The sequence below is a fragment of the Telluria sp. GW821-FHT07G12 genome (genome assembly GCF_059418525.1).
The window spans coordinates 1,760,127-1,784,856 of sequence record NZ_JBWKQA010000001.1; the positions used below are offsets into that span (position 1 = coordinate 1,760,127).

Genomic DNA, 24,730 nt, shown 5'->3' on the forward strand with positions numbered 1-24,730 from the left:
CGTCATTCCCGCGAAGGCGGGAATCCAAGGTAAGTGTGCAGGTACGCGTACAACTTGGGTTCCCGCCTTCGCGGGAACGACGTGAAATTACGGAGATCCCATGACTTATCTGCAATCCGCGCGCTCCCTGTTCGCGCTCTTCCTCTGCCTGTTCGCACTCGGCGCGCAAGCCCAGTCCGCCCCGGCAAAACTGCCGAACGTCGTGATCCTCGCCACCGGCGGCACCATCGCCGGCACCGGCGCGACCAGCACCACCACCGTCGGCTACACCGCCGCCACGGTGGGCGTCGACGCCCTGATCAAGGCCGTGCCGGAGCTGCAGAAGGTCGCCCGCGTGAGCGGCGAGCAGGTCTTCCAGATCGCCAGCGAGAACATGGGCAACGAGCAGTGGCTGGTGCTGGCCAAGCGCGTCAACACCCTGCTGGCGCAGCCGAACGTGGACGGCATCGTGATCACCCACGGCACCGATACCATCGAGGAAACCGCCTACTTCCTGAACCTGGTCGTCAAGAGCAAAAAGCCGGTGGTGGTGGTCGGCGCGATGCGTCCCTCGACCGCGATCTCGGCCGACGGCCCGATCAACCTGTACAACGCGGTGCTGACCGCCGGCAGCGCAGACGCCGTCGGCAAGGGCGTGCTGGTGGTGATGAACGACCAGATCAACGCCGCGCGCGAAGTCACCAAGACCAACACCGTCACCACGGACACCTTCAAGTCGCCGGAGCTGGGCATGCTGGGCTACGTGGTCGGCAACCAGGCGCACTTCTACCGCGCCTCGACGCGCAAGCACACCGTCGACACCGAGTTCGACATTTCGAAACTCGATGCGCTGCCGGCCGTGGAAATCGCCTACACCTATGCCAACGTCGGCCCGACCGCCGTCAACGCCTTCGTCGCCGCCGGCGTCAAGGGCCTGGTCCACGCCGGCGTCGGCGACGGCAGCCTGCCGACCAAGGTGCGCCCTGCCTTATCGAGCGCGCGCCAGAAGGGCGTGATCGTGGTGCGTTCGAGCCGCGTCGGCCAGGGCATCGTGGCGCGCAATGGCGAAGCGAATGACGACGAGCTGGACTTCGTCGTGTCGGATACCCTGAATCCGCAGAAGGCTCGTATTTTGCTGATGCTGGCGTTGACGAAGACGAACAGCACCAGGGAGATTCAGCGGATGTTCTACACTTATTGATGTAGGGTGGGCACCCCGTGCCCACGCCGCCGATTCGAAGGGCCGTGGGCACAGTGTGCCCACCCTACCAAAGCCGCTCGATCCGGGCGGCTTTTTTACTTCTCAAAACAGGTGGTTCAAACCCACCGACATCCCGCGCTGGCGCGCCTGCTTCGACGCCGGAATCAAGGCGCCGCCGTAACGGTTGGTGTCGACTTCCGCATACAGGTTGCTGCGCTTGGACAGCGCATAGCTGGTGCCAAGGACGCGCAACTCGCGGGTGCCGTCCCCCACCGGGCTGTCGTAGCTTGAGCGGTACACCGCACCGGTGAAGTTCCAGGCCCCGACATCGTAGCTGAGGCCGCCGAAGCGCGTCGTGTTCTGGTAGGTCGCGGCGGTGGCGGTGTCCTGGCGCTCGCGCGACATGGACAGCTTGGCGGTCACCCCGCCGACTTTCACGCCGCCGCCGGCGACGAAGGCGTGGTTGGCAAAGCCGGTAGCCGTCTGCTTGTAGGTATAGGCGCCCGCCGCCAGCAGCCTGCCGCCCTTGTAGCTGAATCCCACTGCCTTGGCGCTGCCTTTATTGACGTCGCCCGCGACCTCGCCCAGCGCGTATTCGGCGCGCAGGGTCAGGTCGCCGAAGCTGCCCGCGTACTGGACGTCATTGTTGTAACGCGTGCCCGACGACGAAGACGCGCTCAAGCCGGCCGTCTTGGCTGCCGCCGGCAGCGTGGTACCGGCGCCGGAAGACAGCGGGATGAGGCCGGTGTAAGCGTGGTCGAAGGGGTCGAGGAATTTTTCGGTCCTGAAGCCGATCGTGTACTGGCGGCCGACATCGACCGAGCCCCAGGCGCCGCCCACGCCGACCGCAGCGGTCCGGTTGAACAGGACGTTGTTGGTGTTGTCCAGCTCACCGGTGCTGCTCTTGAAGCCGCTCTCGAGCTGGAAGTGGGCGTTCAATCCATTGCCGAGCTGTTCCACGCCGCGAAAGCCGAGCCGGTTCGAATAAAAGTTACCGGTGCCCATGGTAAGCATGCCCTTCCCGGCGGCATCGACATTGGTCTGGTAACGCAAGCCGGCATCGATCGAGCCGTAGACCTGGACCTTGGATTGGGCGAGCGCGGCGGCCGGGCACGCGGCCGCGAGCGCCAGTATCAGCAAACGGATACGGGTTGTCATGCATTGTCTCCTGCTTGGTAGGTTTCTTGTTTTATGTGTGAACGGGGGACGTGCGCGTCCCTCCGCGGACTGCCGGTGAAGATGAAACGGGAGTGGGTGGCCTGCGCGGCCACCCGGATGAAGCGCCGGGTTGGAACGCCTACGCGGTCGCCTTGAGCGCGGCCTTGCGCGCCGCCTGGCTGGCGTTGCTGCTCAGGACCAGCAGCGTGATGATGCTGGCCAGCGCGAGGCCGGCGATCGGCAACAGGGCCAGTGCGTAGCTGCCGGTTTCTTCCTTGATCCAGCCGTAGACGTTGACCATCAGGCCGCCGCCGATCAGGTTCGATGCGGCATTGATGCCGGCCAGGCCGGCGGCCGCCGACGTGGAAGAAATCCAGCTCGAGCTCAGGGCCCAGAACGGTCCCTTGAAGGAGTAGGCGCCGACCAGGATGCAGGACAGCAGGAACACCGTCGGCCAGAGCGCGCCCGTGAGCAGGGTGCCCAGCATGCCGCCGCCGATCAGGGCCAGCGGGATGGCGGTGTGCCAGCGGCGCTCCGCCGTCTTGTCCGAATGGCGGCCCCACAGGATCATCAGGACCGCGGCGGTCACGTAAGGCACCGAATTCACGAGGCCGATCTGCATGGTGGTCAGGCCGAAGGATTTGAGCAGCTGCGGCTGCCACACGCCGAGGACGGTGCCGGCGGCCGAGGCGGCCGAGCAGACCAGGGCCATGCCCAGCACTTCCTTGCTGCGGAACAGCTTCCAGATCGAGGTATGACCCACGGCCTTCTTGTCCTGGCGCTCCTTGTCCAGGCGAGTGGTCAGCCAGCTGCGCTGCTCCGCCGACAGCCATTTGGCTTGTTCCGGACGGTCGGTCAGGAAGAACAGGCAGACAAAGCCCAGCAGCACCGTCGGCAGGCCTTCGAGGATGAACAGCCAGTGCCAGCCGCGCATGCCGAGCAGGCCGTCCGCCTGCAGCAGCAGTGCGGACAGCGGCGAGCCGATGAAGCTGCCCATCGGCACGGCGACCATGAAGATGGCGACCATGCGCGCGCGGTAGGCGGCAGGGAACCAGTAGGTCATGTACAGCACCACGCCGGGGAAGAAGCCGGCTTCGGCGGCGCCGAGCAGGAAGCGCATGACGAACAGCGAGTTCTGGCCCTGGACGAAGGCCATGCCGGCGGACACCAGGCCCCAGGTGATCATGATCCGGGCGATCCATTTGCGCGCGCCGAACTTCTGCAGCGCCAGATTGCTGGGCACCTCGAACAGGAAGTAGGCGATGAAGAACAGGCTGCCGGCAAAGCCGAACACCTTCTTGGTGATGCCAAGGTCGTCGTTCATCTGCAGGGCAGCCATGCCGATGTTCCCGCGGTCGATCAGGGCCAGCAGGTAGCAGATGGTCAGGAAGGGGATGATGCGCCAGGTGACCTTGCGCATGGTGTCCGCCTCGAGGCGTGATGTGGTGTCGGTATCGCTCATGTCGTCTCCGTAACTGTAATCGTTAAAGCGCGTCTTGGCGCGCGCTTGTGGTTTTTTGGTGCAGCGTCAGACTTGTTGTTCCAGTACCGCCAGTACGTTGTTCGCCGCCGCCGTGCCCATGCCGACATAGGCGTCGCCGGTCACGCCGCCGATATGCGGCGACAGGATGGCGTTCGGGATCGCGGTGAAGGGGTGATCGGGGATGAAAGGCTCGACCTGGAAGCTGTCCAGGCCTGCGGCGCGCAGGGCGCCGCTGCGCAGGGCGTCCGCCAGCGCGGCTTCGTCGACCAGACCGCCGCGCGCCGTGTTGACCACGATCGCGCCCGGGCGCATGGTGGCCAGGGTGCCGGCGTTCAGCATGTTGGCGTTGTCCTTGGTGAGCGGGCAATGCAGCGACAGCACGTCCGCGCCGGCGATGACTTCCGCCAGCGGCAGCAGCTCGACGCCGGCCGGCGCGGCGGCCGCGAACGGATCGTGGGCGATCACGCGCATGCCCAGTGCGATGCCGGTGGTGGCGACGCGCGCACCGATCGCACCCAGGCCCACCAGGCCGAGCGTGCGGCCGTTCAGCTCCAGGCTCTTGTGCGTGGCCTTGTCCCAGTGGCCCGCGTGCATGCGCTGGTCGAGTTCCGTGACGTTCTTGGCGCAGGCCAGGATCAGCGCCCAGGCATGTTCGGCCACGGCCGCCGCATTGGCGCCGACCGCCGCCTTGACGGCGATGCCGCGCTTGGCCGCCGCATCCTTGTCGATGGTGTCGGTGCCGGAACCGTGCTTGGAGATCACGCGCAGGCGGGTGCAGGCATCGATCACGCGCTCGGTGATGCGGCCGTAGCGCACGATGATCGCGACCGGCTGGTGCTGGCGGCACAGGGCGAGCAAGTCGTCCTCGGTCGGCGTCTTGCCGGCGTAGACCAACTCATACGACGACAGCAGCGCGACCGCCTTCTCGGCCAGGTCGGCGCCGGTGACCAGCACCACGTCGCGTTGATGCTGCTCTTTCAGGACGGCGCTCACAGCGTCTCTCCTTCGGCCAGCACGCCGGCCTTGCGCAGGGCGTCATCGAGCCAGGCCGGACGCAGCTCGGTGCCGCTGCGGATGCCTTCGATGCGCGCGGTTTCATAGGCCAGCTTCTGTTTGGCGGCTTCCAGCATGGCCGGCACCTTGACCGGTTCGACGATGACGATGCCGTCGGCGTCGCCGACCACCAGGTCGCCCGGGCGCACGGTCACGCCGCCCACCGACACCGGCCAGTTGATCCGGCCCGGCACCTGCTTGGTCGGGCCGTTCGGATTCGCGCCGGTGGCGTACATCGGGAAGCCCAGCGCGCGGATCGCCTCGACGTCGCGCACGGCGCCGTAGACGACGATGCCGGCGATGCCGATCGCCATGCACTGGCTGACCATGATCTCGCCCATCAGCGCGGAGGTGTCGTCGCCCTTGCCGTCGATGACCAGCACGTCGCCCGGCTTCGCGATCGCCATCGCCGCATGGATCATCAGGTTGTCGCCGGGGCGCACTTCGACCGTCAGCGCGGAACCGGCCAGGCGCATGCTGGGCGCCAGCGGTGCGATACGGCTGCTCAGGGCGCCGCGGCGGCCGGCGACGTCGGCCAGGATGGAAGACGGATACTGCGCGGCGCGCTCGACCAGGTCGGGAGCGATGCGTTCGATGTTGCGGATGACGTCGGGCGGGCTGGTATGGCTCATGGTGTGTCCTCGTGGTTAAGAGAAGACAGCCGGGATGGGAGACGTGCGCGGAAAGGCACGCGAAATGCGAATGACCATGAGTGTCTCCTCGTCGTCGGCTGCTTTTTTTTAAGGCAGTGTCTTGTATGAGCCGAGTATAGGAAGGACAACCTATAATGTATATTCACTTATTTTTCGCATTCTTAAACTTTCAGGAATATATAGATGGACTTCCGCGACCTTAAATATTTCGAAGTCATCGCCGAGGAAGGCCACCTCGGACGGGCCGCCGAACGCCTGCACCGCACCCAGCCGGCGCTGACCAAGTGCATCGACCGCCTGGAAGAAGACCTGGGTGCGAAGCTGTTCGAAAAGGATGGACGCGGCATGCGCCTGACCGCCGCCGGCGAGGTGCTGGTCAGGCGCACGCGCCAGATGGCGCTGATGGTGGAAGAGACCGCGCGTGAGATGCAGGATTACGCCGGCGGCCTGCAAGGGACCGTGCGCCTCGGCTGCGTGCCCACACTGGCCGAACACCTGATGCCCGCCGTGTTCCAGCAACTGCTGCACGAGGCGCCCGGCATCAAGATCAACCTGGCCGTGGCGATGAACGCCAACCTGATGACCAGCCTGCGCGACGGCGACCTGGATCTCGTCCTGGGCCCGATGCAGGAAACCGATCCGGATATCGTCTGGGAGAAAATTGCGGAAGACACGGTGGTGGTGATGGCAAGCGAGAACCATCCCGTGTTCGACGCGCCCTGCACGCTCGCCAGCCTGCTGGACTACAAATGGATGCTGCCGGCGACGATGGTCGCCTCGCGCCAATGGCTGGACCAGACCTTCGAACGGCATGGCCTGCCGCGGCCGCAGGTGCAGATCGAGTCGAATGTGCTGAACGCGATCCTGCCCATACTCGAGAAGACGGCTTTGCTGGGTTTCGTGTCGCGCCTGAACCTGGTGGCAGGCAGGGCCCGCGTGCGCGAGGTGGAACTGGCCGGGTCGCAGATGCCGCGGCGCCTCGGCCTGGCCTACCGCCAGAGCGGCTACCTGTCGCCGGTCGCGGTGCGCACCGCCGATATCCTGCGCGCGCACGGCAAGGATCTGCTGGTGACCTGAGCGGGGCACGTATCGCCATCCCCGGTGTCAAACCTCCTCCGCACAGCGCCCGCACCTGCGGACGCGCGGAGCATTCCTGACAGGAGGTTTTATGCTAGCAACGAACTATCGTGGACCATACCGCATCCGGGCCTCGCAAAAACCGGATCCCGTGATCGAGCACCCGGGCGACGCCATCGTCCGCGTGACGCGCGCCTGCATCTGCGGCTCCGACCTGCACCTGTACCATGGGCTGGTGCCGGACACGCGCATCGGGCACACCTTCGGCCATGAATTCGTCGGCATCGTCGAAGAGGTCGGCTCGGCGGTCGAGACGCTCAAGGCGGGCGACCGCGTGCTGGTGCCGTTCAACCTGTTCTGCGGCTCCTGCTTCTTCTGCCAGCGCGAACTGTACAGCAACTGCCACAACACCAATCCGGAAGCGACCGCGGCCGGCGGCATCTACGGTTATTCGCACACCACCGGCGGCTACGACGGCGGCCAGGCCGAGTTCGTGCGCGTGCCCATGGCCGACGTGGGGCCGTACAAGATCCCCGAGGACATCGTCGACGACGACGCGGTGCTGCTGACGGATGCGCTGCCGACCGGCTACCAGGCCGCCGAGATGGGCGACATCCACGAAGGCGACACCGTGGTGGTGTTCGGCGCCGGGCCGGTGGGCATCTTCGCCGCCAGGTCGGCCTGGCTGTTCGGCGCCGGCCGTGTCATCGTGGTCGACCATGTCGACTACCGGCTCGATTTCGTGCGGCGCTATGCCCCCGCCGAAATCATCAATTTCCGCGAGGTGGGCGACGTCGCCCTGCACATCAAGAAGATGACGGACTGGCTGGGCGCGGACGTGTGCATCGATGCCGTCGGCTGCGAGGCGTCGGGCAGCCTGAGCCAGACGATCACCGGACGCTGGACCATGCTGCAGGCGGGCGCGGCAACCGCGCTGTTCTGGGCCATCAACTCGGTACGCAAGGCCGGCAACGTGTCGATCGTCGGCGTCTACGGGCCGACCTTCAATGCCGTCCCGATCGGCAACGCCCTGAACAAGGGGCTCACGCTGCGCATGAACCAGGCCGCGGTCAAGCGACACGTGCCCCACCTGATCGAGCACATCCGCCAGGGGCACCTGAACCCGAAAGAAATCATCACCCACCGGGTACCGCTGGAGGAGGTTTCGGACGCGTACCACATCTTCTCGAGCAAGTACGACAACTGCATCAAGACCGTGCTGATTCCACCGCGCGCCGGTGCGGCGCGGGCGACGGCGGGCAGCGTCATTCACTGAAGGAGCAGCCATGGAAAACGACATCGCCCAGCGTGATCTCGCCGAGCAGCGGCGCCATCCGCAGCACTACGGCCACGTGGACTACGAGCGCCAGATCGACTACGACCTGAAGCGGCACACGCCGCCCCGCGAAGAGCTGCAGCGCATCCCCGGCTGGGGCTCGGACCTCGACCACAAGAACCGTCCGGCCATTCCGATGGAACGCACGCCGCCACGCTTCATCCACGTGCCGCAGGGACAGCCGGTACAGCAGGCGCAGACCGTCGAAGTGTTCTGCTCGCCGGAGCGGCCGGGCATCACGCCCATCTTCGGCACCGCCCAGCCGCCGAAGTGGCTGTCGGGCGCGATCCGCCGCTTCGCCTACAAGCTGCCGGAGAACGACCTGCGCCACTGGCTGATGCTGCTCGCCGCCGACCGCGTCAACATGGTCGAGGGCATCGTCGACGACCTGCGGCAAGGCCACGTACCCAATGTGCTCGGGGAGATGGGAATCCGGGCAGAACTGCGCCACAATCCGGCCGGGCTGGTGCGCAAGGCACTGATCACCACTGCGGTGGTGGGCGGCATCATGGTCCTGATGAAACGCCGCGCGCGTTACTGATCCCGCGACGCCCGGACCGGCCGGGCGAACCCACGGTCCCGCGCTCGTCGCAGGATCGCGGGGCTTTTCGCGGATGACCGCACTGCGCCGCTAGGAACCGGGGTGCAGGACCACCTTGGTCCAGCCGTGGTCGCGCACGTCGAAGTGCTGGTAGGCGTCCGGCGCCTGGTCCAGCTTCAGTTCATGGGAAACGATGAACGACGGCTTGGCGCGGCCCGCGTGGATCAGGTCACGCAGTTGCCGGTTGTAGGCCTTGACGTTGCACTGGCCGGTGGCGATGCGCTGTCCCTTGAACCAGCACATGCCCCATGCAAACTCGATCATCCCTTTTTTCGCCAGTTCGTAGGGCGCGCCCGGGTCCTGCGGAACGAACACGCCGACCACGCCGATGCCGCCGGTGAACTTGACCGAGGAGACCAGGTTGTTCATCGTGAGCTTGGGGTCCTCGTGCCGATGCGGCGCGGGGTCGTGGCACTGGTAGCCGACGCATTCGCAACCGGCGTCCGCGCCCTGCCCGTGGGTCAGGTCCATGACCCGCTGCACCGGGTCTTCCTTCGAGTAGTCGATCGGGATCGCGCCGATCGACTTGGCGAGCTTGAGGCGGTCGGGATGGCAGTCGACCACCATCACGCTGCAGGCCCCCTTGATCATCGCCGAGTGCGCGGCCATCAGGCCCACCGGGCCGGAGCCGTAGATGACAACCGCATCGCCGGGCTTCATGCCGGCCAGCTCGGTCGCGTGCCAACCGGTCGGGAAGATGTCGGCGCACATCACGTAGTCGGTCTGCTTCTCCTTCGCGTCCGGCGGCAGCTTGAGGGCCATGAAGTCGGCCCACGGCACCCGCAGGTATTCGGCCTGGCCGCCCGGCCATGGCCCCATATCGGCAAAGCCGAAGGCGCCGCCGGCCATGCCGGGCTGGTTTGCATTGAGGCAGTACGCGGTCAGGCCGCGCTCGCAGTTCTTGCAATGGCCGCAGCTGATGTTGAAAGGCAGGCATACCCAGTCCCCGGGCTTGAGCCGTTCGACCGCCGGTCCCACTTCCTGGACCACGCCCAGGTTTTCGTGGCCGAAGACGCGGCCCTGCTCGAAATCGGTTCTGCCTTCGTACATGTGCAGGTCGGAGCCGCAGATGTTGGTGGTGGTGATTTTGACGATGGCGTCGGTCGGACGTTCGATTTTCGGATCCGGCACGTTTTCGACGGCCACCTGGTGAGGACCTCGATAGACAACAGCTTTCATAGTCTACTCCTGTGATTCGCCAGGCAATAGCCTGCCCCGCAAGAAAGGACGCAATGCCACGTCCGGCGGTATGTCGGTGAACCCGCAGGCGGACCCGCGGGACCATCAACCCATATTAGCCACCGGTCGACCAATAGCAACCGGCGATTGCCCTTCATGCCCGCGCGCACCGCCAATCGATGGCAATCGCAATGCCGGCGCGCACTCCTGGGGAACGGACTCGGGGACCGATGGTCTACCTGTAGGCGTCCCCTTATCAGCTGCTTGCCATGCCTCCAGACCAGCGTTCAGACGATGCGCCGAACATCGGCAAGTCCGCAGGCCAATTCGGTTTCTGGGAAATGGATCTGCGCGACATGAGGCTCGCCTTGTCGGATGCGGCCTGCGCCATCTACGGTCTCGGGCCGGCCGTGTATCGCCTGGACGATGTCCTGCAGTGCGTGCACCCGGACGAGCGGCAGCACGTGAGCGACACCGTGCACGCGGCGCTGCAGGCCGGGATGCGGCTCGATCTCGGGTACCGGATTGTGCGCCCCTCGGGCGAAGAACGGCATGTGCTCGCGCGCGCCGAGCTGCTGCGCGCGAGCGACGGCCGCGCGCTCTACCTGGGCACGGTCGAGGACATCGGCGACCGGCGCAAGGCCGAACAACGGGCGGCCTGCATGGCCGAGCGGCTGTTCAAGCGTCCGCGTGCGCAGCTGCTCGGCAAGGTGCTGTGGGACGAGTTCAGCGCGCTCAAGGGCCAGATCGGCTACTGCGAATTCCATCGCGCGCTGCGCGAAAAGCGCACCGTCGTGTTCGAGGAATACTACGCGCCCTACCAGACGCTGTCCGAGGTGCGCGCCTATCCTTCCGACGAGGGCCTCACCGTCTACTTCCGCGACGTCACCGAGGCGCGCAAGACCGAGGAGTCGCTGCGCATCAGCGAAGAACGCTTCCGCACCATCGCCCATGCCACCACCGACGTGGTGTGGGACTGGAACCTGGAAGACGACAGTCTGTGGGCCAGCGACAGCATCGAACCCGTGTTCGGCTACACCATGACCGATTTTTCGGGGCCGATCCGCGCATGGTCGGAGCACATCCACCCGGACGAGCGGGAACGCGTCGTCAGCCACATCCGCTCCGCCATCGAGGGCCATGATGACCAGTGGATGGACGAATACCGCTTCCTGCGCAAGGACGGCTCGGTCGCCTTCGTGCTGGACCGCGGCTACATCATCCGCGACGCCGGCGGGCGCGCCACGCGCATGATCGGCTCCATGGTCGACCTGACCGAGCGCCGCCAGGCCGAACGCCGGATCGAATACTTGGCCTATTACGACGCGCTGACCCAGCTGCCGAACCGCCAGCTGTTGATGGAGCGGCTGCAGCGGGCGCTCGACGACCACGCGCAGCGTCCCTGCTCCAACGCGCTGTTTTTCATCGATCTGGATAATTTCAAGTCGCTCAACGACACCCTCGGGCATGCGGTGGGCGACCAGTTGCTCAGGCAGGTGGCGCAGCGCCTGCACGGATGCGTCAGTCACCACGACACCGTTTCGCGCTTCGGCGGCGACGAGTACGTCGTGCTGCTCGAGGGGATGAGCACGGACATGGAGCGCGCATGCGCCCATGCCCGGACGGTGGGCGAGCGCATGCTCATGATGCTGCGCCAGCCTTACAAGCTCGAGCAATACTGCCACCACAGCACGGCGAGCATCGGCATCGTGCTGTTCAGCGACGCCAGGGATGACATCGGCGAGCTGCTCAAGCGCGCGGACATGGCGATGTACGAGGCCAAGAGCGCGGGCCGCAACACGCTGCGCCTCTTCAACCCGGGCATGCAGGCCGCGCTGTCGGCGCGCATGGCGCTCGAGAACGACCTGCGCCAGGCCTTGCGCCAGTGCGAACGCGAGTTCGACCTGCATTACCAGCCGCAGATCGACCGCCACGGCCAGGTCACCGGCGTCGAAGCACTGGTGCGCTGGCGCCATCCGATGCGCGGCATGGTCTCGCCCGTCGAATTCATCCCGCTCGCCGAGGAAACCGGCCTGGTGCTGGCCCTCGGGCAGTGGGTGCTGAAGAAGGCCTGCGACCAACTGCTGGCCTGGGCCGCCAGTCCAGTGACCGCGCAGATCGAGGTCGCGGTGAATGTCAGCGCGCGCCAGTTCCACCACCCGCAATTCGTCGCCCAGGTGCTGGAGCTGGTGGCGGCGGCGGGGATCGATGCGCACCGGCTCAAGCTCGAACTGACCGAAACCTCGGTGCTGGAGAACGTCGACGACACGATCGCCAAGATGAATGTGCTCAAGACGCACGGCGTGAGCTTTGCGCTGGACGACTTCGGCACCGGCTATTCCTCGCTCGCCTACCTCAAGCAGCTGCCGCTGGACATGCTCAAGATCGACCGCTCCTTCGTGCTGGACCTCCTGACCAACCAGAACGATGCGGTCATCGCCCGCACGATCATCGCGCTGGGCCGCAGCCTGGGCTTGCGCGTGCTGGCCGAAGGCGTCGAAACGGTAGCCCAGCGCGACTTCCTGTTCGAGCACGGCTGCGATGCCTATCAGGGCTACCTGTGCGCCAAGGCCTTGCCGGCCGACGCCGCGGCGGCGGTCATCTGCAAGCCATGAGCAGGCGCTTGCTTTCCGAAGCAATAGTGGAACTTTAGCTCGTTCCCTCCCGTCGTACGCTTAGTGGATATTTCAAACGCACGGGGAGCTGAGCATGGAAGCATTAAAGGCGGGCACACCGGCCCCGGAGTTCGAACTGAATTCGACGCCCGACCAGCGCGTAACACTCTCGGACTTTCGCGGCCAGCGTGTGATCCTCGCGTTCTATCCGGCCGACTGGAGCCCGGTCTGCGGCGACCAGCTGGCGCTCTACAACGAATTGCGCGACGAGTTCGCCAAACACAAGGCCATCTGCATCGGCATTTCAGTGGACGGCGCCTGGTGCCATGCTGCCTTTCGCGAGCAGCGCGGCTACAAACTTGCGCTGCTGGCCGACTTCGAGCCCAAGGGCGGCGTTGCGCGCGACTACGGCGTGTACCGGACCAAGGAAGGGGTAAGCGAACGGGCCTTGTTCGTCATCGATGAGGAAGGCGTGATTCGCTGGGCGTATGTTTCGCCGATCGGCATCAATCCGGGCGCCGACGGCATCCTCAAGACACTGGAACAAATGGATGGGAGGACATCATGAGTTTAGCAAAGCCGGTCGATCAGACCGACCACGTGCTGGGACCGGACGATGCGCCGGTGACGCTGGTCGAGTATGGCGATTTCCAATGCCCGCACTGCAGGGCGGCGCATTTTTATTTGAAGAACGTGCTGGCGACGATGGGTGACGACGTGCGTTTCGCGTTCCGCCACATGCCGCTGACGCAGATCCACCCGATGGCGCAACCGGCGGCCGAGGCGGCCGAGGCGGCGGGGGCGCAAGGCAAGTTCTGGCCCATGCACGACCTGATCTACGAGAACCAGGACCTGCTCGGCCCTGCGCTGCTGACGCGGCTGGGGCAGCGCCTCGGGCTCGACATGCAGCGTTTCGTCGACGATGTGCAGTCTCACCGCTTCCTGCCCAGGGTGAAAGAGGACTTCATGAGCGCCGTGCGCAGCGGCGCGGCGGGCACACCAAGCTTTTTCATCAACGGCGAGCCGTATGAAGGCAGCTTCGACGACGAGGCGCTGATCGAGGCGCTGCGCTTCGCCGCGCAGGCGCATGCCCCGCACGTGACGAAGGGGCGGCATGCCCCAAGGCCGAGGGCGCACTGAGTGGGTTTTGACATGAACTAAGCAGAGAGGAGGCGTCATGAAACGCACGATCGCAGTCTTATCGATGTCGGCTGTATCCCTTTGCATGGGCCTTGCATCGGCACAGGCGCCGGCGCAGGCCCCCGCCGCTCCGGTTGCCGGCAGAGCGCCCATCGGGGTCGCCGTGATGGATGTTGTCGTCCTTGGGTGGAGCGCCAAGCGAGACCTGACCGGCAAGCCGGTGGTCAATGACAAGAACGAAAAGATCGGCAAGATCGACGACCTGATCATTTCTCCAAGCAAGGATGGCAGCACGCCCGCCGCCTCGTTTGCCATTATCAGCGTGGGTGGATTCCTGGGCATCGGCAACCGCGACGTTGCCATCCCGATGGAGCAGTTGAAGCTTCAGAACAAGCAGCTGATGCTGCCCGGGGCGACGAAGGATGCGCTCAAGGCCATGCCGCCGTTTGTGTACCAGAAGAAGTAACAAGCACACCGCCCCATCGGTGGCCGACATGCTGACAGTGAACCGGACGGCAAAGCCCAGCGATTCCAAAGGCTTTCAGCGCATGTTTGCGCCGGGCCGGCTGACGCTCGGCGTGTTCTTCCCGATCGAGGCCTTCGCCGGCGACCAGCCGACGATGATCGGCCAGGAAGGCCTGGCCCGCCGCGCCGAGGAGCTTGGATACGCCGCGCTGTGGTGCCGCGACGTGCCGCTGCGCGACCCCAGCTTCGGCGACGTGGGCCAGGTCTACGACCCGTGGGTCTATCTGGGCTGGATCGCGGCGCACACCAGCGAGATCGCGCTGGCGACCGGCGCCCTGGTCCTCACCCTGCGCCACCCCTTGCATACCGCCAAGGGCGTGGCCTCGATCGACCGGCTCTCGGGCAACCGTCTGGTTCTCGGCATTGCCTCCGGCGACAGGCCGGTCGAGTTTCCGGCCTTCGGCATCGACTTTGAGCAGCGTGCCGCCCTGTTCCGCGACAACCTGCGCGTCGTGCGCACCGTCCTCGCCGAGGAGTTCCCGAAACTCCAGTGGCCCAACGGCTCGCTGGCCGGGACCGCGGATCTCGTACCCAAGCCGATCACGCCGGTGCCGATGCTCGTCACCGGTCACAGCGGGCAGCCGCTGGAATGGATCGCGAAAAATGCGGACGGGTGGATCACCTACCCGCGCGGCATCCAGCGCCAGGCCGAAGTCGCGGCGCACTGGCGCGCCGCGGTGGAAACTGCGGCACCCGGCGTCTTCAAACCGTTCATGCAATCGTTCTATGTCGACCTGAGCGACGATCCCGACGCGGCGCCAACGCCGATCCACCTGGGCTATCGCGCCGGCCGGCACTTTGTCCTGCGCTTTCTGGAGGCGCTGCGCTCGATCGGGGTCAACCACGTCATCCTGAACTTCAAGTACGGCGCGCGCAAGGCCGGCGACGTACTCGAAGAGATCGGCCAGGAGATCCTGCCGCAGCTGACAGCCGGTCAAGGGGACGGCGAGTAAGGCAGCATGAGCGGATCGCGCAGCCGGATAATCTGCCGCACGTCGTCGGTGTCGATCACTTCCATGCTCGTCAATCCGGCAGGTCCCTGGTCGACGAAGATGTCGCGCGGGTTTCGGATCAGGTGGTCGAGCCCCTCCAGCAGCACCTCCACCAGATCGTTTTTCGGATCGTAGGTAATGCCCAGCAAGGGCACCCACTCGGCTTCGATCTGGTCGCCGATGTTCAGCGATGCGACCTCGATCTCGGCCTGCTTGCCCCCCACCTGCTTCGTAATTCGGTCAAAGTAGGTGTGCCATACCCCTTTGTCGAGTTTGACTGTGGCCATCAGCTTACCTCCACGTTTTGCGGTTCACGAAACGCCGGCTGCGCCTGCCCGGCACGCCGGCAAACCCCGCACACCTACGTCGCAGCCGGCAAGCGGTTTTGTTTAGACCGCGTAGCGCGCTTTGAATTCGCTGCAGGTGCAAGGCAAGGCGCGCGCATGCCTGCCAATCGTGCGCCGCTCGGCCGCCAGCTTTTTGCTAGTATCGGCTGCGGTTGTGGCCAACGCGATGTATCACGCCACCGGCGAGCCGAGGCGGTCCTTGCCAATTACGGTGGACAAGCTGCTTGAGCAGGCGATATGCACAACACAAAATATTTCGACCCGAATCGCCACGCCACCTGGCTCGAGTGTTTCTTCGACCTGATTTTTGTGGTGACGATCGATGACGTCACACACATCCTGAGCCACACGCACGAGGGTCACCTCGACCCGCTCCAGTTCTGGAAATTCGTGCTGATTTTCATACCCCTGTGGTGGCTTTGGGCCAGCCACACGATGTATGCCAACCGGTTCGACGCGGATGACCGCAAGCATCGGCTGGCCACCCTGTTCATCATGTTCCTGCTGATTATCGTCTCGGGCTTGATCGACCAACGATTCGTGGCCAGCTTCAACGCCATCGTCGTCTGCTACGCCGGTTCGAAATACGTCATTGCGATGATGTATTTCGTGTCCAAATACCGGCACAAGGAAAGCGTGGAACTCACAACGGCAGTTGGCTGGGTGATCGTCGCCGGCGCCACCATCAGCCTGGCGTCGGTCCTGTTCCCGGCGCCACAGCGATACGGCGTGTTTTACCTTGGAATACTGTTCGATCTGCTGGCCTTCATCTTTTTTTTGCGGCGCCGGCTCCAGGTCATTCCCGTGCATACCGAACACCTGATCGAGCGTGTGGGCCTGCTCACGATCATCATACTGGGAGAGTCCGTCAGCAGCCTGTCGACGGGACTGGCCGACATCAGCTGGACCGTGGAGAGGCTGCTGACCGCCGCCACCGGCTTCGTGATGATATCGGGCATCTGGTGGGTCTACTTTGACAGTTTCCACCTGCTGACCAGGCAGAAGCTCACGACCGGCCATTCGGTCCTGTACTCGCACTTTTTCGTCTTCATCGGGCTGTCGATCCTGGCGAACCTGATCCGGCACGCGATCCTGGACGACATGGCGCTATCCGATTTCCGGGTACTGTCGGTCATCGGCGCGCTCAGCTTTTTCATTGGCAAGCAGTACGGCTATTTCATGGAGCGCCCCGAGCTGCGGTCCCAGCTGGTCATCAACACCCTGGTCGTCTTCGCCTTGTCCGGGTTTGCCCTGCTATTGCCCGGAACCGGCTACATCCTGCTCGGTCTGACCGCCGCGGTGATCTGTTATGCCTTCCTCAGTCTCAAATACCTGAACGTCGCCGCCAGGCTTCGCGACCATCCGCACAGCAGCGCCATCAAAGGAGACCGGTCATGAGCATGGGTCTTCACTTGGTCCGACGCTTCACCGCGTAGCCGTACTGCACCGGCCATGCAGGCTCTTCCTCGAACGCATGCTGGGCCTTCAGCGCCCAGTACGGTTCACGCAGCAGTTCGCGCCCGACCAGCACCAGGTCCGCATCGCCCCCGGTGACGATTTCGTCGGCTTCCCTGGGATCGGTGATCAGCCCCACTGCACCGGTCGGGATATCCGCGCCGTCACGAATCCTGCGGCTGCATGGCACCTGGTAGCGCTTGGCCACGGGGATGCGTGCGGTCGGCAGGTTGCCGCCGGTCGAGACGTCGATCAGGTCCACGCCGGCTGCCTTGAGCCGCCGCGACAATTCCACCGATTGCTCGATATCCCAGCCGTCCGCCGTCCAGTCGGTAGCGGAGAGCCGCACGAAGAGCGGCAGCTCGTCGGGCATCACGGTACGCACGCGCTCGGTTACGCGCAGCACCAGGCGCATCCGGTTGTCCAGGCTGCCGCCGTACTCGTCGTCCCGCCGGTTGCTGTGGGGCGACAGGAACTGGTGCAGCAAATAGCCGTGCGCAGCGTGGATTTCCAGCAGCTTGAATCCGGCCGCAAGCGACCGGCGCGCCGCCGCCTCGAACATGTCGACGATGCCATCGATGCCCTGTTTGTCCAGCGCGACGGGCAGCGGATCGTCCGGATGGAAAGGAATCGCGCTGGGCGCCACCACCTGCCAGCCGCCTTCGGCGCTGGTCTTCAGTGTTGCGCCGCCTTCCCAAGGCGCTGCAGTGCTGGCCTTGCGGCCGGCATGTGCCAGCTGGATACCCGCGACCGCACCCTGGCTGTGGACGAAACGGGCTATCCTTGCCAGCGGCTCGATGTGGGCGTCGCTCCAGATGCCCACATCGCCCGGGGTGATGCGGCCGTCCGGGCTGACGGCGGTGGCCTCGACCATCACGAGGGCCGTTCCGCCGACCGCGCGGCTGCCCAGGTGCACCAGGTGCCAATCGTTGGCGAACCCATCCTCGGCGGAATACTGGCACATGGGTGCCATCGCGATACGGTTGCGCAGCACCACGCCCCGCAGGTTCAGCGGACTGAGCAGGTCGGCCTCCGGTACCTCCCGGTCGTGGGAGGCGTCCGCCAGGGAGCCGTGCGCGGCCATGTCAGGAGACTGGGCAACATTTGGGTTCATCACTTGCCTCCGGATTCAGATACGTGACCGGTTTAGACAAGGGTTCGAGGCTTGAGTTGCGCAGGCCCCGCAAACCTGGATTGCGCCCCACGAAGAGCAATGCCGAACTGACGCGCTACGCGCTCGAGCACGGCTTGCTGGGCTGACTCACACCAGCGCGTGCCCCTGCAAGCGCGTCAGGATCGCCAGCGGACTGGCGTCCTTGTCGTACTGCTGCGCCGGCGACAGCTGCGCCGTGTATTCCATCATGAACTGCCCCGACATCACCGAGTGCGAGGTCTGGTCCGAGAAGCACACCCAGGCGCAGCCGGGCGGGAAGCCGAAAGTCTCCTGCGGCGCGTTCTTCTGGTAGTCGAGGTCGGACTTCATGCCGTCGTGCAGCTGCAGCATCAGGTGATCGTACTCGCTGCGCAGCGACTTGGTCACGTGCAGCGCATTCAAGGCTTTCGCCTGCCACGCCACATAGGGTTTCACGCGCGGCAGGAAGCGGCGCGCCACATCCTCGAAGGGTTCGCCGACGCGCCACACGCGCGGCACGCCTTCCAGGTTCACATTGGTGAAGACGCGCAGCAGGCGCTCGCCGCGGTTCGGGCGCGAGGGAAACGCGTCGACGTGCAGGCGGCGGTCGTCGGCGCGCCAGGACTGCACGCGGGTCTCGACTTTCGACGGTCGGAAGCTGGCCGAACCGCGGCGCAGGTGTTCGGTATAGCGCGGCACCAGCTTGCCCAGCAGGCCCTCGGCCTCGTCGCGGAAGCGCTTGACCATGCCGGTAGCCAGCGCCTGGGTGGCATCGTCGCCGATCACGCCTTTCAGGCGGCCAGCAGGGTCCAGGCTGATGTTGCGGACCTTGGGGTCGCGGATGTCTTCGCGGAACAGCGCCAGCTCTTCCTTCTGCGGCGCAAAGCCGTGCTCCCCGAAGTTCGGGAAGTACAACACCTTCCCCGCTTCCAGCGCGGCGATCCAGGCCGGATTGCCGTGGCCGACCGCTTGCATGTCGATCTCGACGATCTGCTTTTCCATAGTGACTCTTATTCCAGGTTCTGTTCCAGTTCCAGCGGCGGCGATGCCAGGTCTTCGTCCTGTCTTGCCTGCTGCCGGTCCCACATCTGTTGATATAGCCCGCGCTGCGCGATCAGCTGGGCGTGCGTACCGCGTTCGACGATGCGGCCGTGGTCGAGCACCAGGATCTGGTGCGCATCGGCGATGGTCGACAGGCGGTGCGCGATCACCAGGGTCGTGCGCTGCTTCGCGATTTCCTTCAGCTGCGCCTGGATCGCCTGCTCCGACTTGGAGTCGAGGGCCGACGTCGCTTCGTCGAAGATCAGGATGGCCGGGTTCTTCAGCAGCGTGCGCGCGATCGCGACCCGCTGCTTCTCGCCGCCGGACAGCTTCAGGCCGCGCTCACCCACCATTGTCGCATAGCCGTCGGGCAGGCTTTCGATGAAGTCATGGATGGACGCTGCACGCGCCGCCGCCACGATGTCCTCGCGGCTGGCGCCCGGACGGCCGTAGGCGATGTTGTATTCGATGGTGTCGTTGAACAGCACCGTATCCTGGGGCACGATGCCGATCGCGTGGCGCAGCGAGTCCTGGGTCACATTGCGGATGTCCTGGCCGTCGATGCTGATCGCGCCCTGCTGCACGTCGTAGAAGCGGAACAGCAGGCGCGACAAGGTGGACTTGCCCGAGCCGCTGTGGCCGACCACGGCGGTGGTGGTGCCGGCCGGGATGCTGAAATCGACGTCGAACAGGATCTGGCGCTTGGGATCGTAGTTGAACTCGACATGCGAGAACTCGACCTTCGCGCCATGCGTCACCAGCGGTTTCGCATCCGGCGAATCGGCCACTTCGCGGTGCTGCTCGAGAAGGCCGAACAGGCGCTCCATGTCGGCCAGGCTCTGCTTGATCTCGCGGTAGATCACGCCCAGGAAGTTGAGCGGAATGTACAGCTGCAGCATGAAGGAGTTCACCAGCACCAGGTCGCCCAGGGTCATGCTCTTGTCGATCACACCCTGGGTCGCACGCCACAGGATGGCGGTGACGGCGGCGGCGATGATCAGCGACTGGCCCGAGTTCAAAAAGGACAGCGAGGTCTGCGAACGCACGGCGGCGCGCTCGTAGCTCTGCAGGCCTTCGTCGTAGCGCTTGGCCTCGTAGTCCTCGTTGCCGAAGTACTTGACGGTCTCGTAGTTGATCAGCGAGTCGATGGCCTTGGTGTTGGCCTTCGAATCGAGCTCGTTCATCGTGCGCCGGAAGTGGGTACGCCATTCGGTGACGACGATGGTGAAGGTGATGTAGGTGACCAGCGCCACCGCAGTAATGATCGAGAACCACTTGTCGTAGCGCGCGGCCAGGTAGCCCAGCACCAGCGTGATCTCGACCAGGGTCGGCAAAATCGAGAACAGCGAATAGGACACCAGCGAACTCACGCCGCGCGTGCCGCGCTCGATGTCGCGCGTCATGCCGCCGGTCTGGCGGTTCAGGTGGAAGCGCAGCGACAGCGCGTGCAGGTGGCGGAACACTCTCAATGCGATGGTGCGCACCGCGCGCTGGGTGACGCGCGCGAACAGGAATTCGCGCAGCTCGGTGAACAGCGTGGTCGAGAAGCGCAGCGCACCATAGGCCAGCAGCGCACCGAGCGGCAGCACCAGCAGCGCATAGGGGTTGGATGGCGAGATGCTGAGGCTGTCGACGATATTCTTCAGCACCAGCGGCACGCCGATGTTGGCGACCTTGGCGCCGATCAGGCATACCATCGCGGCCATGACGCGCCATTTGTAGACCCACAGATAGGGCAGCAGCGTGCCGATCACGGCCCAGTCGTTGCGCTTGGCATTCGGGTCACCGGCGGGCGGCAAGGATGAGTTCGGAGGAGAGCGTCGCATGACAGGAATTCTCTATTTATGGTTCAATCTGGGACGATTGTAGCTTTTACCGAGATTTCAAGATGACCCAGCCAGAAAACCAGACGCCATCCACCACCCGCCTGCCTGAAGGAAAGATGCCGGTGCTGCGGATGATGCCTGCCCCCTCCGATGCCAACGTCTACGGCGACGTGTTCGGCGGCTGGATCATGGCCCAGGTCGACGTCGCCGGCTCGCTGCCGGCCGTGCGCCGCGCGAATGGCCGCGTTGCCACCATTGCCGTGAATTCCTTCCTGTTCAAGAACCCGGTCTTCGTCGGCGACCTGCTGTCCTTCTACGCCGACATCGTCAAGGTCGGCAATACCTCGATCACCGTCTACGTCGAGGTCTATGCGGAGCGCAACCGCCTGCAGACCAACGTTGTCAAAGTGACCGAAGCCACCCTCACCTATGTCGCCACCGGCGCGGACCGCAAGCCGCGCCAGCTGCCGCCGCTCGAAGCGTTGATCGAGAACTAAACCGATGCAGCCGCAGCGCCGCCTGTTCCTGCTGGATGCGGCGCGCCTGGCCGCGGCGTTTACTGCTGCCAGCCCATCCGTGCTGCGCGCGGCGCCATCGAACGCGGCCGGCTATCCGTTCAGCCTGGGCGTGGCCTCCGGTTCGCCGCTGCCCGATTCCGTGATCCTCTGGACCCGCATCCTGCCGGATCCATTGGACGCCAACTCGGCGCCCAAGCTGGCCGTACCCCTGCGCTGGGAAGTCGCGCAGGATGAAGCATTCCGCCGCATCGTGGCGAAAGGCAGCGCGGTGGCGACGCCGGAGCTGGCGCACAGCGTGCGCGTCAACGTGACGGGCCTGCAGCCAGGGCGCTGGTACTGGTACCGCTTCATGTTCGGCGACGCCGTCAGCCCGGTCGGGCGCACCCGCACCGCGCCGGCAGCCGGCAGCATGCCGGACGTGCTCAAGCTGGCCGTGGCCTCCTGCCAGCACTGGGAATTCGGCAGCTATGCGGCGCACCGCTACATCGCGGAAGCCGCGCCCGACCTGGTCGCCTTCCTCGGCGACTATATCTACGAATGGGGCGCCTTCCAGCTGCAGCATCCGCAACGCGCGGTGCGCCAGAACGAATCCTTCAATCTGGCCAGCTACCGCCAGCGCTACGCCCAGTACAAGAGCGACCCGGACCTGCAGGCGGCCCACCTGGCCGCGCCCTGGATCGTGACCTGGGACGACCACGAGGTGGCCAACGACTACGCCGCCGACCGCGACGAGCGCGCATCGGGCGATTTCGCCTTGCGCCGTGCAGCTGCTTATCAAGCCTTCTACGAACACATGCCGCTGCGCCTGCCGCCGCCCCAGAACTTCGGGAATGTGCGCATGTTCCAGCGCTACGACTGGGGACGACTGGTGCGCTTCCACGTGCTGGACGACCGCCAGTACCGCGCGTATCAGGCCTGCCCCGGCAAGCGCCTGGGCGGCTCGAATTCGGTGGGCCCGCGCGCCTGCCCGCTACTCCTCGCCCCCTCGCGCAGCATGCTGGGCCTGGAGCAGGAAGCCTGGCTGCAGGAAGGCCTGCAAAGCTCGCGGGCGCGCTGGAATATCCTCGCGCAGCAGACCCTGATGGCGCAGTCGACCCAGGTGCCGATCGTGGCCAGCGACGGCGGGCGCTTCTGGACCGATGGCTGGGATGGCTATCCGGCAGCGCGCCGGCGCCTGTTCGATGCGCTGGTGTCTAAGCGCGCGAGCAACCCGCTGGTGCTGGGCGGGGATGTGCACACCTTCTACGCGACCGAACTGCGCGCCGACTTCAGCCGCCCGGCCTCACGCGACAATCCCCTGATCGCCACCGAATTCGTCGGCACCTCGGTGACCTCGAGCTCGCGGCCGCAGGAACGCACCGCGCAATACGTGGCGATGAACCCGCACATCAAGTTCGGGCGCAGCGACAGGCGCGGCTACATGCTGATGGAGGTGACGCCGAAGGAGACCCGGACCCGCTTCATGGGACTGGATGAGGTGCGGGATCCGAAGACCGCGCAGCGGGAGCTGGCGGCGTTTCGGGTGGCGGATGGGCGGGCTGGGGTGGAGATGACGTCGAGTTAGGCCTGCGGCCTGTAAACGTCATTCCCGCGGAGGCGGGAATCCATACTGAGTTACAGAAGCCGTAAGGTCGAATATTCAGCCGGCTTTTCTGATTGACGATTCCTGATACTCAGCATGGGTTCCCGCTTTCGCGGGAACGACGATGCAATGGCTACCGAAACTTAAGCCGTCTGCTTCTCGTCCCGCAGCTCGCGCCGCAGGATCTTGCCCACATTCGTCTTCGGCAGCGTCTCGCGGAACTCGATGAACTTCGGCCGCTTGTAGCCGGTCAGCTGCTCCTTGCAGAACTCGAGCAGGTCTTCCTTGCTCAAAGCCTTGTCTTTCTTGACCACATACAGTTTCACGGCTTCGCCCGAATGCTGGTCCGGCACGCCCACGCAGGCCACTTCCAGCACGCCCGGGTGCGCGGCCACGACTTCCTCGACTTCGTTCGGGTACACGTTGAAGCCCGAGACCAGGATCATGTCCTTCTTGCGGTCGACGATCTTGATATAGCCCTGCTCGTTCATGATGCCGATGTCGCCGGTCTTGAAGAAGCCGTCCGCGGTCATGACCTTGGCGGTTTCGTCGGGGCGCTGCCAGTAGCCGGCCATCACCTGCGGGCCGCGCACCGAGATTTCGCCGGCGGTGCCGAACGGAACTTCGTTGCTGGCTTCGTCGAGGATGCGGATTTCGGTGGACGGCAGCGGCAGGCCGATGGTGCCGGTGAAGCCGGTGATGTCGCAGCGGTTGGCGGCGACCACCGGCGAGGTCTCGGACAGGCCGTAGCCTTCGACGATTGGCGTACCGGTCAGCTGCAGCCATTTATCGGCCACCGGCTTCTGCACCGCCATGCCGCCGCCCGGGCAGACCAGCAGGCCCGAGAAATCGAGGCCGGCGAAGTCCGGGTGGTTCAGCAGGCCGTTGTACAGGGTGTTCACGGCCGGGAAGACGTTGATGCGGTAGTTGCGCAGTTCCTTAATGAAGCCGCCGATGTCGCGCGGATTCGGGATGAGCAAATTCATGCCGCCCACGCGCATGCCCAGCAGCGCGCACACGGTCAGCGCATAGATGTGGTACAGCGGCAGCGCGCACACGAACTGCAGGTCGGCGCCGGCCTTGGCCAGCGTCGGGGCGAACCAGGCTTCGTTCTGCAGCACGTTGGCGATCACGTGCTTGTGCAGCAGGACCGCGCCCTTCGACACGCCGGTGGTGCCGCCGGTGTACTGCAGGAAGGCGACGTCGTCGTGGCCGACCGTGACCGGCTTCATGGTCTGGCGCGCGCCTTCCGCCAGCACGCGCTTGAACGGCACCGCGTTCGGGATCGACCAGGCCGGCACCATCTTCTTGATTGCCCGGACCACGAAGTTGACGATCAGGCCTTTCGCGCCCAGCAGGTCGCCCATAGCGCCTACGATGACGTGCTTGACCTTGGTCTGCGCCACCACTTCGGCCACCGTGTGGGCGAAGTTCTCCAGCACCACGATGGCTTCCGCGCCCGAGTCGTTCAGCTGGTGCAGCAGTTCGCGCGGGGTGTAGAGCGGGTTGACGTTGACGATGGTGTAGCCGGCGCGCAGGACGGCCGCCATCGCCACCGGATACTGCAGCACGTTCGGCATCATGATGGCCACGCGCGCGCCCGGCTGCAGGCCGCGGCTCTGCAGCCACGCCGCCATCTGGCCGGACAGCTTGTCGAGTTCGGCATAGCTCATGGACTTGCCCATGCAGGCGTACGCGGGGCGGTCCGCGTACTTGCGGAAGGCTTCCTCCAGCAGGTGCGTGAGGGAGCGGTATTGGGTCCAGTCGATCTCCGACGGTACGCCCGCCTCGTACGAATCCAGCCAGAATTTGTCCATGTTCTTACCTTTCTTGATTC

The 24,730-nt window shown here is 65.2% G+C and carries 22 protein-coding genes; 12 read left to right on the forward strand and 10 right to left on the reverse strand.

Features of this window, described 5'->3' with window-relative positions:
• Positions 1-100: 100 nt before the first annotated feature.
• The gene (locus tag AC07PE_RS08115; RefSeq protein WP_498762878.1) at positions 101-1,180 is read left to right on the forward strand and encodes a type II asparaginase; all 1,080 of its coding nucleotides are present in this window, start codon (positions 101-103) and stop codon (positions 1,178-1,180) included.
• A gap of 102 nt (positions 1,181-1,282) precedes the next feature.
• On the opposite strand, the gene AC07PE_RS08120 is transcribed toward AC07PE_RS08115, so the two are convergent.
• The 4 genes from AC07PE_RS08120 to AC07PE_RS08135 form a co-directional block, all read right to left on the reverse strand.
• Positions 1,283-2,338, reverse strand: coding sequence for a porin (locus AC07PE_RS08120; protein ID WP_498762879.1), 1,056 nt, complete (start codon positions 2,336-2,338; stop codon positions 1,283-1,285).
• A 139-nt stretch (positions 2,339-2,477) separates the two neighbouring features.
• Positions 2,478-3,800 carry an MFS transporter gene (locus AC07PE_RS08125; RefSeq protein WP_498762880.1) on the reverse strand — a complete coding sequence of 441 codons (1,323 nt, stop codon included), beginning with the start codon at positions 3,798-3,800 and terminating at the stop codon, positions 2,478-2,480.
• Positions 3,801-3,866: 66 nt separating this feature from the next.
• Positions 3,867-4,802, reverse strand: a complete 936-nt coding sequence (locus tag AC07PE_RS08130; RefSeq protein WP_498763027.1) for a hydroxyacid dehydrogenase — start codon at positions 4,800-4,802, stop codon at positions 3,867-3,869.
• Positions 4,803-4,810: 8 nt separating this feature from the next.
• Positions 4,811-5,506 carry an RraA family protein gene (locus AC07PE_RS08135; protein WP_498762881.1) on the reverse strand — a complete coding sequence of 232 codons (696 nt, stop codon included), beginning with the start codon at positions 5,504-5,506 and terminating at the stop codon, positions 4,811-4,813.
• Between the two features lie 204 nt (positions 5,507-5,710).
• Here AC07PE_RS08135 and AC07PE_RS08140 point away from each other — a divergent pair, with 204 nt between their 5' ends.
• The 3 genes from AC07PE_RS08140 (at position 5,711) to AC07PE_RS08150 (ending at position 8,481) form a co-directional block, all read left to right on the forward strand.
• Complete coding sequence (locus AC07PE_RS08140; protein ID WP_498762882.1) at positions 5,711-6,604, forward strand: LysR family transcriptional regulator; 894 nt, start codon at positions 5,711-5,713, stop codon at positions 6,602-6,604.
• 91 nt (positions 6,605-6,695) lie between these two features.
• Positions 6,696-7,880, forward strand: coding sequence for a zinc-dependent alcohol dehydrogenase (locus tag AC07PE_RS08145; RefSeq protein WP_498762883.1), 1,185 nt, complete (start codon positions 6,696-6,698; stop codon positions 7,878-7,880).
• A 10-nt stretch (positions 7,881-7,890) separates the two neighbouring features.
• On the forward strand, positions 7,891-8,481 hold the full coding sequence (locus tag AC07PE_RS08150; protein ID WP_498762884.1) for a hypothetical protein: 591 nt from the start codon (positions 7,891-7,893) through the stop codon (positions 8,479-8,481).
• Between the two features lie 90 nt (positions 8,482-8,571).
• Here AC07PE_RS08150 and AC07PE_RS08155 read toward each other — a convergent pair whose 3' ends face one another.
• On the reverse strand, positions 8,572-9,720 hold the full coding sequence (locus AC07PE_RS08155) for a glutathione-independent formaldehyde dehydrogenase (protein ID WP_498762885.1): 1,149 nt from the start codon (positions 9,718-9,720) through the stop codon (positions 8,572-8,574).
• Positions 9,721-9,989: 269 nt separating this feature from the next.
• Between AC07PE_RS08155 and AC07PE_RS08160 the strand changes: the two genes are divergently transcribed.
• The 5 genes from AC07PE_RS08160 (at position 9,990) to AC07PE_RS08180 (ending at position 14,953) form a co-directional block, all read left to right on the forward strand.
• A complete protein-coding gene (locus tag AC07PE_RS08160) occupies positions 9,990-12,335 on the forward strand; it encodes a bifunctional diguanylate cyclase/phosphodiesterase (RefSeq protein WP_498762886.1) in 2,346 nt (781 codons plus the stop codon).
• A 94-nt stretch (positions 12,336-12,429) separates the two neighbouring features.
• Positions 12,430-12,903 carry a redoxin domain-containing protein gene (locus AC07PE_RS08165; RefSeq protein ID WP_498762887.1) on the forward strand — a complete coding sequence of 158 codons (474 nt, stop codon included), beginning with the start codon at positions 12,430-12,432 and terminating at the stop codon, positions 12,901-12,903.
• Positions 12,900-13,475, forward strand: a complete 576-nt coding sequence (locus AC07PE_RS08170) for a DsbA family protein (protein ID WP_498762888.1) — start codon at positions 12,900-12,902, stop codon at positions 13,473-13,475. Before AC07PE_RS08165 ends, AC07PE_RS08170 begins: the two co-directional genes overlap by 4 nt.
• Positions 13,476-13,512: 37 nt before the next feature.
• Positions 13,513-13,941, forward strand: coding sequence for a PRC-barrel domain-containing protein (locus AC07PE_RS08175; protein ID WP_498762889.1), 429 nt, complete (start codon positions 13,513-13,515; stop codon positions 13,939-13,941).
• Between the two features lie 28 nt (positions 13,942-13,969).
• Complete coding sequence (locus AC07PE_RS08180; RefSeq protein WP_498762890.1) at positions 13,970-14,953, forward strand: LLM class oxidoreductase; 984 nt, start codon at positions 13,970-13,972, stop codon at positions 14,951-14,953.
• Here the strand turns inward: AC07PE_RS08180 and AC07PE_RS08185 are convergent.
• Positions 14,935-15,279: a DUF5335 domain-containing protein gene (locus AC07PE_RS08185; RefSeq protein ID WP_498762891.1), complete on the reverse strand. Its 345-nt coding sequence runs from the start codon at positions 15,277-15,279 to the stop codon at positions 14,935-14,937. The two genes, AC07PE_RS08180 and AC07PE_RS08185, sit on opposite strands and share 19 nt — an antisense overlap.
• 297 nt (positions 15,280-15,576) lie before the next feature.
• Here AC07PE_RS08185 and AC07PE_RS08190 point away from each other — a divergent pair, with 297 nt between their 5' ends.
• Positions 15,577-16,737: a low temperature requirement protein A gene (locus AC07PE_RS08190; RefSeq protein WP_498762893.1), complete on the forward strand. Its 1,161-nt coding sequence runs from the start codon at positions 15,577-15,579 to the stop codon at positions 16,735-16,737.
• A 10-nt stretch (positions 16,738-16,747) separates the two neighbouring features.
• Here the strand turns inward: AC07PE_RS08190 and AC07PE_RS08195 are convergent, their stop codons facing one another.
• The 3 genes from AC07PE_RS08195 to AC07PE_RS08205 form a co-directional block, all read right to left on the reverse strand.
• Positions 16,748-17,908, reverse strand: a complete 1,161-nt coding sequence (locus tag AC07PE_RS08195) for an NADH:flavin oxidoreductase/NADH oxidase (protein ID WP_498762895.1) — start codon at positions 17,906-17,908, stop codon at positions 16,748-16,750.
• A 147-nt stretch (positions 17,909-18,055) separates the two neighbouring features.
• Positions 18,056-18,928, reverse strand: a complete 873-nt coding sequence (gene kdoO, locus AC07PE_RS08200) for a Kdo hydroxylase KdoO (protein WP_498762897.1) — start codon at positions 18,926-18,928, stop codon at positions 18,056-18,058.
• A gap of 8 nt (positions 18,929-18,936) precedes the next feature.
• On the reverse strand, positions 18,937-20,793 hold the full coding sequence (locus AC07PE_RS08205) for an ABCB family ABC transporter ATP-binding protein/permease (RefSeq protein WP_498762899.1): 1,857 nt from the start codon (positions 20,791-20,793) through the stop codon (positions 18,937-18,939).
• A 62-nt stretch (positions 20,794-20,855) separates the two neighbouring features.
• Between AC07PE_RS08205 and AC07PE_RS08210 the strand changes: the two genes are divergently transcribed.
• Positions 20,856-21,290, forward strand: a complete 435-nt coding sequence (locus AC07PE_RS08210; protein ID WP_498762901.1) for an acyl-CoA thioesterase — start codon at positions 20,856-20,858, stop codon at positions 21,288-21,290.
• 4 nt (positions 21,291-21,294) lie between these two features.
• Positions 21,295-22,875, forward strand: coding sequence for an alkaline phosphatase D family protein (locus AC07PE_RS08215; RefSeq protein WP_498762903.1), 1,581 nt, complete (start codon positions 21,295-21,297; stop codon positions 22,873-22,875).
• Positions 22,876-23,036: 161 nt separating this feature from the next.
• On the opposite strand, the gene AC07PE_RS08220 is transcribed toward AC07PE_RS08215, so the two are convergent.
• Positions 23,037-24,710 carry a long-chain-fatty-acid--CoA ligase gene (locus AC07PE_RS08220; protein ID WP_498762905.1) on the reverse strand — a complete coding sequence of 558 codons (1,674 nt, stop codon included), beginning with the start codon at positions 24,708-24,710 and terminating at the stop codon, positions 23,037-23,039.
• Between the last annotated feature and the right edge of the window lie 20 nt (positions 24,711-24,730).

What these genes read in the sequence shown, in the direction of transcription:
- AC07PE_RS08115 (WP_498762878.1), top strand. Translation starts at nt 101, where the DNA reads ATGACTTATCTGCAATCCGCGCGCTCCCTGTTCGCGCTCTTCCTCTGC.
- AC07PE_RS08120 (WP_498762879.1), bottom strand. Translation starts at nt 2,338, where the DNA reads ATGACAACCCGTATCCGTTTGCTGATACTGGCGCTCGCGGCCGCGTGC.
- AC07PE_RS08125 (WP_498762880.1), bottom strand. Translation starts at nt 3,800, where the DNA reads ATGAGCGATACCGACACCACATCACGCCTCGAGGCGGACACCATGCGC.
- AC07PE_RS08135 (WP_498762881.1), bottom strand. Translation starts at nt 5,506, where the DNA reads ATGAGCCATACCAGCCCGCCCGACGTCATCCGCAACATCGAACGCATC.
- AC07PE_RS08140 (WP_498762882.1), top strand. Translation starts at nt 5,711, where the DNA reads ATGGACTTCCGCGACCTTAAATATTTCGAAGTCATCGCCGAGGAAGGC.
- AC07PE_RS08145 (WP_498762883.1), top strand. Translation starts at nt 6,696, where the DNA reads ATGCTAGCAACGAACTATCGTGGACCATACCGCATCCGGGCCTCGCAA.
- AC07PE_RS08150 (WP_498762884.1), top strand. Translation starts at nt 7,891, where the DNA reads ATGGAAAACGACATCGCCCAGCGTGATCTCGCCGAGCAGCGGCGCCAT.
- AC07PE_RS08155 (WP_498762885.1), bottom strand. Translation starts at nt 9,720, where the DNA reads ATGAAAGCTGTTGTCTATCGAGGTCCTCACCAGGTGGCCGTCGAAAAC.
- AC07PE_RS08160 (WP_498762886.1), top strand. Translation starts at nt 9,990, where the DNA reads ATGCCTCCAGACCAGCGTTCAGACGATGCGCCGAACATCGGCAAGTCC.
- AC07PE_RS08165 (WP_498762887.1), top strand. Translation starts at nt 12,430, where the DNA reads ATGGAAGCATTAAAGGCGGGCACACCGGCCCCGGAGTTCGAACTGAAT.
- AC07PE_RS08170 (WP_498762888.1), top strand. Translation starts at nt 12,900, where the DNA reads ATGAGTTTAGCAAAGCCGGTCGATCAGACCGACCACGTGCTGGGACCG.
- AC07PE_RS08175 (WP_498762889.1), top strand. Translation starts at nt 13,513, where the DNA reads ATGAAACGCACGATCGCAGTCTTATCGATGTCGGCTGTATCCCTTTGC.
- AC07PE_RS08180 (WP_498762890.1), top strand. Translation starts at nt 13,970, where the DNA reads ATGCTGACAGTGAACCGGACGGCAAAGCCCAGCGATTCCAAAGGCTTT.
- AC07PE_RS08185 (WP_498762891.1), bottom strand. Translation starts at nt 15,279, where the DNA reads ATGGCCACAGTCAAACTCGACAAAGGGGTATGGCACACCTACTTTGAC.
- AC07PE_RS08190 (WP_498762893.1), top strand. Translation starts at nt 15,577, where the DNA reads ATGCACAACACAAAATATTTCGACCCGAATCGCCACGCCACCTGGCTC.
- AC07PE_RS08195 (WP_498762895.1), bottom strand. Translation starts at nt 17,908, where the DNA reads ATGAACCCAAATGTTGCCCAGTCTCCTGACATGGCCGCGCACGGCTCC.
- kdoO (WP_498762897.1), bottom strand. Translation starts at nt 18,928, where the DNA reads ATGGAAAAGCAGATCGTCGAGATCGACATGCAAGCGGTCGGCCACGGC.
- AC07PE_RS08205 (WP_498762899.1), bottom strand. Translation starts at nt 20,793, where the DNA reads ATGCGACGCTCTCCTCCGAACTCATCCTTGCCGCCCGCCGGTGACCCG.
- AC07PE_RS08210 (WP_498762901.1), top strand. Translation starts at nt 20,856, where the DNA reads ATGACCCAGCCAGAAAACCAGACGCCATCCACCACCCGCCTGCCTGAA.
- AC07PE_RS08215 (WP_498762903.1), top strand. Translation starts at nt 21,295, where the DNA reads ATGCAGCCGCAGCGCCGCCTGTTCCTGCTGGATGCGGCGCGCCTGGCC.
- AC07PE_RS08220 (WP_498762905.1), bottom strand. Translation starts at nt 24,710, where the DNA reads ATGGACAAATTCTGGCTGGATTCGTACGAGGCGGGCGTACCGTCGGAG.